Annotated in this window: 7 protein-coding genes and 1 pseudogene; all 8 read right to left on the bottom strand. The window is 64.7% G+C overall.

All coding sequences use genetic code 11. The annotated features are described in order from the left end of the window. Positions 1–116: 116 nt before the first annotated feature. A complete protein-coding gene (gene secA, locus B7X30_RS13935) occupies positions 117–2,906 on the bottom strand; it encodes a preprotein translocase subunit SecA (RefSeq protein WP_286731327.1) in 2,790 nt (929 codons plus the stop codon). 557 nt (positions 2,907–3,463) lie between these two features. After that, on the bottom strand, positions 3,464–4,420 hold the full coding sequence (gene lpxC / locus B7X30_RS13925; protein ID WP_286731324.1) for a UDP-3-O-acyl-N-acetylglucosamine deacetylase: 957 nt from the start codon (positions 4,418–4,420) through the stop codon (positions 3,464–3,466). A 337-nt stretch (positions 4,421–4,757) separates the two neighbouring features. Further along, on the bottom strand, positions 4,758–5,945 hold the full coding sequence (gene ftsZ, locus B7X30_RS13920; protein WP_013104539.1) for a cell division protein FtsZ: 1,188 nt from the start codon (positions 5,943–5,945) through the stop codon (positions 4,758–4,760). 97 nt (positions 5,946–6,042) lie between these two features. Then, the gene (gene ftsA / locus B7X30_RS13915) at positions 6,043–7,287 is read right to left on the bottom strand and encodes a cell division protein FtsA (RefSeq protein ID WP_156054172.1); all 1,245 of its coding nucleotides are present in this window, start codon (positions 7,285–7,287) and stop codon (positions 6,043–6,045) included. 1 nt (position 7,288) lies between these two features. After that, positions 7,289–8,107 (bottom strand): cell division protein FtsQ/DivIB, encoded by an 819-nt coding sequence (locus B7X30_RS13910; RefSeq protein WP_286731321.1) that lies wholly within the window; start codon positions 8,105–8,107, stop codon positions 7,289–7,291. Further along, entirely contained in the window at positions 8,104–9,243 is a 1,140-nt protein-coding gene (locus B7X30_RS13905) for a D-alanine--D-alanine ligase (RefSeq protein ID WP_286731318.1), read from the bottom strand. The genes B7X30_RS13910 and B7X30_RS13905 overlap by 4 nt, the downstream gene beginning before the upstream one ends. Then, positions 9,240–10,649 carry a UDP-N-acetylmuramate--L-alanine ligase gene (murC, locus tag B7X30_RS13900; RefSeq protein WP_286731316.1) on the bottom strand — a complete coding sequence of 470 codons (1,410 nt, stop codon included), beginning with the start codon at positions 10,647–10,649 and terminating at the stop codon, positions 9,240–9,242. Before murC ends, B7X30_RS13905 begins: the two co-directional genes overlap by 4 nt. Continuing rightward, positions 10,646–10,879, bottom strand: a pseudogene (locus B7X30_RS13895) (undecaprenyldiphospho-muramoylpentapeptide beta-N-acetylglucosaminyltransferase); the annotation flags it as partial. The pseudogene B7X30_RS13895 and the gene murC, both read right to left, overlap by 4 nt.

Here is a 10,879-nt window from a genome sequence, read left to right as displayed (position 1 = left end):
CAACGGCGTGCAGGCGACTTGGATCAGGGACTTGAAGATTCACCGCCATGACAGACTCTCCACAACGTGATGCCATTCAGGATGGGCTGCAGGCCCGACAGGCCCTGCAGCCGGGATCAACTCAGCTTGCCGTGGCAATGCTTGTATTTCTTGCCGCTACCGCAAGGGCAGGGGTCGTTGCGGCCGACCTTGGGGTAAGGATTTTCCGGCAGCGATGCTGCAGCAGCGCCGCCTGCGACGGCCATGCCGGCCAGCGCCGCCTCGGTGCTGTCGAGCACGGAAATGCCGGATGTCGCATCGGCATGCTGGAAGTTGATGTGGATGCGCTGCGCCTGCTGCTCCATGTTCTCGGCGGCTTGTTCGGCCTGCTCCGGGCTTTGCACCTGCACGGTCATCAGCACGCGGGTGACTTCGGACTTCACCGAATCGAGCATCATGCCAAACAGCTCGAACGCCTCGCGCTTGTATTCCTGCTTGGGCTGCTTTTGCGCATAGCCGCGCAGGTGGATGCCCTGGCGCAGATGATCAAGCGACGATAGATGCTCGCGCCATTGCTGGTCGAGCGTCTGCAGCAGCACCACGCGCTCGAACTGGGCGAAGTTGTCGCGTCCGACCAGATCGACCTTGGTGGAGTAGGCGGTATCGGCGGCTTCGAGCACGCGCTCGAGCACGTCCTCATCGGTCATGTTCTCGTCAGACTCCAGCCACTCTTTGAGCGGCAGCTCGATCTGCCATTCATCGCGCAGCACTTTTTCGAGACCGGGAATATCCCACTGCTCTTCCATGCTCTGCTCGGGCACATAGGCGCGCACCAGATCGGAGAAGGCGCCCTGGCGCAGTGAGGTGATTTGCTCGCTGACCTCGGTGGAGTCGAGCAGTTCATTGCGCTGCTGATAGATGATCTTGCGCTGCTCGTTGGACACGTCGTCGTATTCGAGCAGTTGCTTGCGGATGTCGAAGTTGCGCGCCTCGACCTTGCGCTGCGCGCTCTCGATCGAGCGCGTCACCATGCCGGCTTCGATGGCTTCGCCCTCGGGCATTTTCAGCCGTTCCATAATGGCCTTGACGCGATCGCCGGCAAAAATGCGCATCAGCGCGTCATCGAGCGAGAGGTAAAAGCGGGTGGAGCCGGGGTCGCCTTGCCGCCCGGAACGACCGCGTAGCTGGTTGTCGATCCGGCGGCTTTCATGCCGCTCGGTGCCGATGATGTGCAGGCCGCCTGCGGCAATCACCTGGTCGTGCAGCGATTGCCATTCGCTCTTGAGGGTATGCACCTTGGCGGCTTTTTCCTCGTCCGACAGATTGGGGTCGGCCTCGATGATCTCGCACTGTTTTTCCACATTGCCGCCGAGCACGATATCGGTGCCGCGACCGGCCATATTGGTGGCGATGGTGATCATGCCCGGGCGTCCGGCCTGCGCCACGATCTCGGCTTCACGCGCGTGCTGCTTGGCGTTGAGCACCTGATGCGGCAGCTTTTTCTGCTGCAGCAGCATCGAGAGTTTTTCGCTGCTCTCGATGGAGGTGGTGCCCACCAGCACCGGCTGGCCGCGCTCGTGGCAGTCGCGGATGTCTTCGACCACGGCCAGATCGCGCTCGTGCGCGGTTTTGTACACCTTGTCCTGCGCATCCTTGCGGCGGATGGGCTTGTTGGTCGGGATGACCACGGTCTCGAGCTTGTAGATTTCCTGAAACTCGAAGGCTTCGGTATCGGCGGTGCCTGTCATGCCGCCGAGCTTGGCGTACATGCGGAAATAGTTCTGGAAAGTGATCGAGGCCAGCGTCTGGTTCTCGCTCTGGATGTCCACGCCTTCCTTGGCTTCCACCGCCTGATGCAGCCCGTCGGACCAGCGGCGGCCCGCCATGATGCGGCCGGTGAACTCATCGACGATGATGACCTCGCCGTTCTGCACCACATAATGCTGGTCGCGGTGGTAGAGGTGATTGGCGCGCAGCGCCGCATACACATGGTGCATCAGCGCGATGTTGGCCGCGTCGTACAGCGTGGTGCCCGGGGGAATCAGCCCCATTTCGGTGAGGATGGCCTCGGTCTTTTCGTGGCCCGACTCGGTGAGGAACACCTGATGCGCTTTCTCATCGACGGTGAAATCGCCGGGTTTCTCCACCCCTTTGCCGGTGATCGGGTCTTCCTCGCCGATCTGACGCTCCAGCCGCGGGACGATGACGTTGATCTTCTTGTAAAGATCGGTGTTGTCGTCGGCCTGACCAGAAATGATCAGCGGCGTGCGCGCCTCGTCGATCAGGATGGAGTCGACCTCGTCGATCAGCGCATAGTTCAGCCCGCGCTGCACCCGCTCGGCCGGCTCGTACACCATGTTGTCGCGCAGGTAATCGAAACCGTACTCGTTGTTCGTGCCGTAGGTCACATCGGCAGCGTAGGCCGCCTGCTTCTCTGGCTTGGTCATATTGGGCAGGTTGATGCCCACGGTCAAACCGAGGAAGGTGTAGAGGCGGCTCATCCACTCGGCATCGCGCCGGGCCAGATAGTCGTTCACCGTGACCACATGCACGCCTTTACCCGAGAGCGCGTTGAGGTAAACCGGCAGCGTGCCCACCAGGGTCTTGCCCTCGCCGGTACGCATTTCGGCGATCTTGCCGTTGTGAAGCGCCATGCCGCCGATCATCTGCACATCGAAGTGCCGCATTTTCAACGCCCGCTTGCCCCCTTCGCGCACCACGGCAAAGGCCTCTGGCAGCAGATCGTCGAGACTGCGACCATTTGCGACTTGCTGGCGAAACTCGGCGGTCTTGCCCTTGAGTTCATCGTCGCTGAGTCTTTCGAACTGCGGTTCCAGGGCGTTGATGCGCTCGACCACGCGCCGGTACTGGCGCAGCAAACGTTCGTTGCGGCTGCCGAACAGACTGGTGAGGAATTTGACTGGCATGGGAAGGCGGACTCCAGGCCCGCAGTCTTTGAGTATGGTTTTGAGGGAAGACCGCAGCGACAGACGCACGCCCGGCTTTCCGAGAACATTTCATTGTATGCGTGCGTTTTTACCGTCCGCACCCTGGCAGAATGGGGGTGGACTCCAGGATTTCCAGTCTGTTCCCTCTTCCCATGCCCACCCAACGTCCATCCGCCACCGTGTCGCCTGCGCCTTTTATCCAAAAAGGCGCCGCATCGCTATCGGCCTGGGCGCGCGTTTCTCCGCCCATAGCCGCGCTGCGCGATGCGGCCACGCTTTCGCACCAGATGTGGCAATCCGCCCGTCCCTTGCTACCCCCGGCTTTACTGGACGGCGTGCAGGCGGGGCGCTGGCAGGACGGGGTGTGGAGCCTGACCGCCAGTTCGAGCGCGGTGGCTGCCAAGCTCAGTCAGTTCAAGCCGACCCTGCTGCGGCACTTGCAAGATCGCGGCTTCGCCCTGCGCGACATGCGCATCCGGGTACAGCCACGGGCAGAGCGTGGGCCGCAAACGGCCCCGACAGCGACCCAGCCGCCCTCATGCCCGGATGCGGTCAAGGCAAGATTGCGTCAACTGCTGGGTGGGAACGGCGCGAAAACCCGCCGGGGCGCGGGTGGCGTCTTCGAAGCTGACGATCTCGTAGCTGGATTCATCGGCAAAGAGTTCGCGCAGCAGCAGATTGTTGACCATGTGGCCGCTGCGAAAGGCGCTGTACGCGCCGATCAGCGCCTTGCCCGCTACGTACAGATCGCCGATGGCATCGAGCGTCTTGTGTTTGACGAACTCATCGTCGAAGCGCAGCCCTTCCTGATTGAGCACGCGGTATTCGTCCATGACGATGGCGTTTTCCATGCTGCCTCCCAGCGCCAGCCCATTGATGCGCAGGGTTTCGACATCGCGCATGAAGCCGAAGGTGCGAGCGCGGGCGATGTCTTTCACGTACGAGTCGCGCCCCAGCTCAAACACCGTGGACTGCGCGGTCTGATTGACGGCGGGGTGGTCGAAATCGATGTCGAAACTCAGCTTGAAACCGTCGTAGGGCTCCAGTCGCGCCCATTTCTGGTCGCTGCCCTGCCCGAGCCGCAATTCAACGGGCTTGCGTACGCGGATGAATCTTTTCGGTGCATTTTGCAGCGCGATGCCTGCAGATTGCAGCAAATAGACGAACGAAGACGCTGAGCCGTCGAGTATGGGGATTTCTTCCGCGGTGACGTCGATATACAGATTGTCGATCCCCAGACCGGAGCAAGCCGACAGCAAATGCTCAACGGTGTGGATCTTCACGTCGTCGCGCCCCAGCGTGGTCGCCATGCGCGTATCCACCACGGCAAACGGACTCAGCGGAATTTCGACCGGCTCGCTCAGATCGGTACGGGTGAAGACGATGCCCGTATCGGGCGGGGCGGGGCGCAGGGTCAGTTCCACCCGCTCACTGCTGTGCAGACCCACGCCGACAGCGCGGTTGACGGATTGGATGGTGCGTTGCGCCAACATGTCAATAACTTATGAGAATTCTTAATTTGATTGCCAGATGCTATGCATTCTAGGTGCCAAGCCTGAATTCTGCTGAAGACCCTGAAGGAGCACCGAGGCGCTTTCGGCCAGCGTTGCTGGCCCGCGTTGTTGACCCGCTTAGTTGACCCGCGTTGCCGCGCCCCGACAGGGAGGTGATCTGTCAGAGCGCAGCAACGCCTTTGCTCCTGCGCGGCGGCGACAAACCATGCGGAGTCGGGTCACTCCGTCGGGGGGACGGGCCAGCTCTGCGGTACGGCCCATGCCGTCACAGTGCATCGCCGCGTCCCGTCACCGGGCGCGTTTTTCGCGGAAAGGCTCAGTCCGCCTGCTTGCGCAGGAAAGCCGGAATTTCCATTTCCTCCATACCGCTTTGCATCAGCGCGTTCACATGCGCCGACGGTGCGCCGCGGCCACTACGCCAGATCGCCGGACTTTGATACGGGTCCGCACCGGCCTGGCCGCCATAGCCCTGCGTGCGCAGCGGCATGTTGTCGGTGCCGGTGCGGATGATGGTGAGTTCCGGCGCGGCCTTTTCGGCCTTGCCGCACAAACCCGTAGCCAGCACAGTGACGCGCAGCGAATCGCCCATGGTCGGGTCGTTGACCGTGCCGAAAATGATGTTGGCTTCCGGCGAGGCATAGGCGCGGATGGCGTTCATCGCCTCGCGCGTTTCGCCCAGGCGCAGCGAGTCGTCTGCGGTGATGTTCACCAGCACGCCCTTGGCGCCCGAGAGATCGACGCCGTCGAGCAGCGGGCAGACCACAGCCTGCTCGGCCGCCAGACGGGCGCGGTCGGGGCCGCTGGCCACCGCAGTGCCCATCATCGCCTTGCCCGGCTCGCCCATCACGCTCTTCACGTCCTCGAAGTCGGCGTTGATCAGGCCCGGCACATTGATGATCTCGGCAATGCCGCCGGTGGCGTTCTTCAACACGTCGTTGGCCTTAGCGAAGGCCTCTTTCTGGCTGATGTCATCGCCGTAAACCTCCAGCAGCTTTTCATTGAGCACGACGATGAGCGAATCGACATTGGCCTCCAGCTCGGCCAGGCCTTGCTCGGCGTTGGCCATGCGCTTGGAGCCCTCGAAGTCGAACGGGCGCGTCACCACGGCCACGGTGAGGATGCCCATTTCGCGGGCGATCTTGGCGATCACCGGCGCGGCGCCCGTGCCGGTGCCGCCGCCCATGCCGGCCGTGATGAACAGCATGTGCGCGCCTTCGAGCGCATCACGAATCTGGCCACGCGCCTGATCCGCCGCCTCGCGCCCGACCACCGGCTTGCCGCCAGCGCCCAGACCCGTCTTGCCCAGCTGCAGGAACTGATGCGCGCCCGAGGTCTTGAGCGCCTGGGCATCGGTGTTGGCGCAGATGAACTCCACCCCACGCACGCCCGAGGCGATCATGTGTTCGACCGCGTTGCCGCCGCCGCCGCCAACACCGATCACCTTGATGTTGGTTCCCTGGTTGAACGCGCTTTGGGCGTCGTTCTCGATCATTTCAAAAGCCATGTCACACCTCCGTTAAAAACCGGCTGACGCACCCTACGCCCGCCGAACACACTCTGCGGGGCGGCACCCGGACCCTCCGGGCACCGCCCCGCAGAACTCAAAAATTCCCTGCAAACCACTCGCGCAAACGTCCCAGCGAGCCCTTGACTGAACTGCTCTTTTGCGCAAGGCGTGCGCCGCGCTGACGCTGGTGCAGGGCCTCGGCCAACAGTCCCATGACCGTGGCCATGCGCGGATTGCGCACCATGTCGGCCAGCGGGCCGGTGTAGCTGGGCGCGCCCACGCGCACCGGCTTGAGAAAAATGTCTTCCGCCAGTTCGACCATGCCGGGCATCTGCGCCGAACCGCCGCAGAGCACCACGCCGGAAGACAGCACTTCCTCGAAGTGGGAATCGCGAATGACCTGCTGTGCCAGCGCGAAAATTTCTTCGGTACGCGGCTCGATCACGCTGGCGAGCACCTGCCGCGACAGCATGCGCGGCCCACGGTCGCCCAGCCCCGGCACCTCTAGCGTCTCTTCGGGATTGGCCAGCACCTGCTTGGCGATGCCGTGCTCGATCTTGATGTCTTCGGCGTCGCGCGTGGGCGTGCGCAGGGCCATGGCGATATCGCTGGTGACCAGCTCGCCGGCCACCGGAATGATGGCGGTATGGCGGATGGCGCCCCCGGTGTAGATGGCGATGTCGGTCACGCCGGCGCCGATGTCCACCACCGCCACGCCGAGTTCCTTCTCGTCCTCGGTGAGCACGGCGTGGCTCGACGCCAGCGGGTGCAGCACCAGTTGCTCGACCTCCAGGCCGCAGCGGCGCACGCACTTGAGCACGTTTTCCGCGGCAGTCTGCGCCCCGGTGACGATGTGCACGTTCACCTCCAGCCGCACGCCGCTCATGCCCACCGGCTCTTTCACGTCCTGGCCGTCGATGATGAACTCCTGCGGCTCGACCAGCAGCAAGCGCTGATCCGCCGGAATGTTCACCGCCTTGGCGGTTTCGATCACGCGGGTGACGTCGGCCTGCGTGACTTCGCGATCCTTGATGGCCACCATGCCGTGCGAGTTCTGCCCGCGGATATGGCTGCCGGTGATGCCGGTGATCACATGGGTGATCTTGCAATCGGCCATCAGTTCGGCTTCCTTCAAGGCCGCCTGGATGGATTGCACCGTCGCCTCGATGTCCACCACCACCCCGCGGCGCATGCCCGCGGTCGGCGCCTGGCCCATGCCGACGATCTTGAAGCCCGCCGCCGGGTTGTCGCGATCGGCCAGCATTTCAGCCACCACCACCAGCACTTTGGAGGTGCCGATGTCCAGCGCCACCACCAGATCCTTGTAGTCCTTGGCCATATCAGTCTTTCCTCCCCGCGGGTTGCGGTGTCTTGTTCGTTGTCTTGTTCATGCCCGGCAGATCCACGCCTTGCAGATGCACGGCGAAACCGTTGGGATAGCGCAGATCGACGCTGTCGATGGACCGCCCGTAGCGGGCTTCGAGCTGCGGCATCAGGGTCATGAATTGTTTGAGTCGGGTCTGCGTCGCCGCGCTGTCGGGCGCACTGCCCAGGTCGATGCTCAGGCCCGAGCGGGTCTGCACGCTCCAGTTGCCGCCGCTGCCTTGCGCCAGCGTGGCGACGGTCTGATGAAATTCCTGCATCAAAGGCTGCAGCTTCTGGCTCATCTGCAAGACCTGCGCGCTGGTTCCCGCCGGGCCGCTGAGCTGCGGCAGACCCAGCCCCTGGACTTCGCCGAGGTTGGCGTTGAACGCCTGCCCCTGCGCGTTGACCAGTTGCGCCGCGCTGCCCGGCTCGCGCCAAATGGCCACCGGCTGCTGCGCCTGCAGCGTGACCGCCAGTTGCATCGGCCACAGCCGCTGCACCACCGCGGTACGCACCCACGGCAGGCTCTCGAACACCCGCTGCGCCTGGGCAAGATTGATGGTGAGGAAATTGCCCCGCAACTGCGGCAGGGCCTCGGCCCGTACCGTCACCGGGCTGATGCGCTGCAAGTCGCCCTGAAGCCGCACGGCGCGGATGTCCCACCAGTTGCGCTGCATCAGCCAGTGCCCGGCGACGAACAGGCAGCCGAGCGCCACCAGCCAGAACAGGGCACGCGAAGTGCCTTGCATCAGGCGGATGTCGAGCGGGAGCTCGCGCGGGGCGTAACTGCTCATCGGTCGCTCCTCCCGCTGCCGCCGGGCCGCCCCGAGGCGGGCTTTTCCCCCTCCCAACCTCCCCCACGGCGTGGGGGAGGAGTGTTTGCTCCCTCTCCACTTGTGGGGAGGGCCGGGGTGGGGATGGCCCCCTCGGGGGGCAGCGCAGGCGAAGCCGCAGCGTGGGGGTCAACCCCCTTATGCGGTTGATCGAGCGCCGCCATGCTGAGGATGAGCAGGCACAGATCGGCGTATTCCAGCCCGGCCACGCGCGCGGCCATGGGCACCAGTGAATGCGAGGTCATGCCGGGCGAGGTGTTGATCTCCAGCAAGAAGGGCTGGCGGTCGGTCGCGCGAATCATGACGTCGGCCCGCGCCCAGCCGCGGCAGCCCAGCGTGCGATAGCTGCGCAAGACCAGATCCTGAATGCGCGCTTCTTCGTCGGCAGGCAATTCGCTTGGGCAGATGTAGCGGGTGTCGTCGCTGAAATACTTGTGTTCGTAGTCGTAGTTGCCGCCGGGGGCGACGATGCGAATAAGCGGCAGCGCCCGCGCCTGATCGCCCGCGCCGATTACCGCGCAGGTCACTTCGTCGCCCTCGATGAACTGCTCCACCAGCACCCGGCTGTCGAAGCGTGCGGCTTCGAGATAGGCGGCTTGCACTTCGGCCTCGCTGTCGGCGCGCTTCAGACCCAGCGTGGAGCCTTCATGCGTGGCCTTGAAAATCAGCGGAAAGCCCAGCTCGGCCGCCGCCGCGCGAGCCTCGACAAGCGTGCCCACCTCGCGCCATTTGGGTGTGGACAGGTTCTCGAAATGCCACAGCCGCTTGGTCATGGCCTTGTCGATCGCCAGGGCCGAGGCCAGCACGCCCGGCCCGGTGTAGGGAATGCCGAGCAGTTCCAGCGCGCCCTGCACCGTGCCGTCTTCACCCCAGCGGCCATGTAGATTGATGAACGCGCGCTGCGCACCAAACGACTTGAGCGCCGCTAGGTCGTCCACCGATGGATCGAAAGCAAAGGCATCGACCCCGCGCGACTGCAGCGCGGCGAGCACGCCCTTGCCCGACATCAGCGATACCTCACGTTCGGCGGAAAGACCGCCCATGAGTACCGCGACCCGGCCCAGACCGCGCGGGTCGATTTGCGGCCAGGGGGTCATTGCGCGGTCTCCTTTGCCATCGCCACCACTTGAGCGGCCACACCGCCGATGGAACCTGCCCCCATGCAGATCAGTACGTCGCCCTCGCGCGCCATCTCCAGAATGGCCTGCGGCAGATCGGCCACGGCTTCGACGAACACCGGCTCGGTCTTGCCGGCCACGCGCACCGCACGCGCCAGGCTGCGACCGTCGGCCGCCACCAGCGGGGCTTCACCGGCGGAGTACACCTCGGCCAGCAGCACCGCGTCGGCCTCGCCGAGCACTTTCACGAAGTCTTCAAACAGATCGCGGGTGCGGGTGTAGCGATGCGGTTGAAAGGCGAGCACCAAGCGCCGCCCCGGAAAGGCGCCACGGGCCGCCGCCAGCGTGGCCGCCATTTCAACCGGATGGTGGCCGTAATCGTCGATCAGGGTGAAGTGCCCGCCGTGGTGAGCCGCCACTTCGCCATAGCGCTGGAAGCGCCGACCCACGCCGGTGAACCCGGCTAGCGCGCGCTGGATGGCGGCGTCGTCCACATTCAGTTCGGTGGCCACGGCGATGGCGGCCAGCGCGTTCTGCACGTTGTGCCGCCCCGGCAGGTTGAGCGTGACGGCCAGCGGCGGCAGTTGCACGCCGTTGCGGCGCAGCACGGTGAAGTGCATCTGCGCGCCCTCGGCCCGCACGTCGATGGCACGCACCTGCGCGTCTTCGGCAAAGCCGTAGCTAGTGATGGGCTTGGAAACAAACGGCATGATGCCGCGCACCGCCGCGTCGTCCACGCAGAGTACGGCCGCGCCGTAGAACGGCAGCCGGGCGATGAAATCGACGAAGGCATGGCGCAGCCGGGCCGGGTCGTGGCCGTAGGTGTCCATGTGGTCGGCATCGATATTGGTGACCACGGCCATCACCGGCAGCAGGTTGAGGAAGGAGGCGTCGGATTCGTCGGCCTCGACCACGATGTATTCGCCCTGCCCGAGCTTCGCGTTGACCCCGGCGCTATTGAGCCGTCCGCCGATCACGAAGGTCGGGTCTAGCCCGCCCTCGGCCAGCACACTGGCGACCAGACTGGTAGTGGTGGTCTTGCCATGCGTGCCCGCAATCGCAATGCCGCGCTTCAGGCGCATCAGCTCGGCCAGCATGACCGCGCGCGGCACCACCGGAATATGGCGCGCACGCGCCGCGAGCACCTCGGGGTTGTCGGCACGCACGGCGGTGGAAACGACCACGGCATCGGCATCCTGCACCTGAGCGGCGTCGTGCCCGATGGCCACGCGCAGGCCCAGCTCGCGCAGTCGGCGCACGGTGGCGCTCTCGCTCAGATCCGAGCCGCTGATGGCATAGCCCAGGTTGTGCAGCACTTCGGCAATGCCGCTCATGCCGGCGCCGCCGATGCCGACGAAATGAATTTTGCGAATGGCGTGTTTCATCGCCCTTGCCTTCCTGTTTCTTTGCTCGTCTCGCGTCCCGCCAGCAGGGCGTTGCAGCCCGCCACGACCGCCTTCACCGCATCCGGCCGCGCCAGGCCGCGTGCAGCCTGCGCCAGTTGCAGCAGGCGCGGGCGGTCCAGGCTTTGCAGCAGCTCGGCCAGCCCCTGCGCGCTCAGGTCGCGTTGTTGAATCAGCAGCGCCGCATCGCGGCCTGCGAGAAATTTCGCGTT

Source organism: Thiomonas sp. 13-64-67, assembly GCF_002282795.1.
GTDB lineage: Bacteria > Pseudomonadota > Gammaproteobacteria > Burkholderiales > Burkholderiaceae_C > Thiomonas > Thiomonas arsenitoxydans.
Note: the sequence above shows the minus strand (reverse complement) of the source record. Positions and strands in the feature narration are given on the sequence as shown.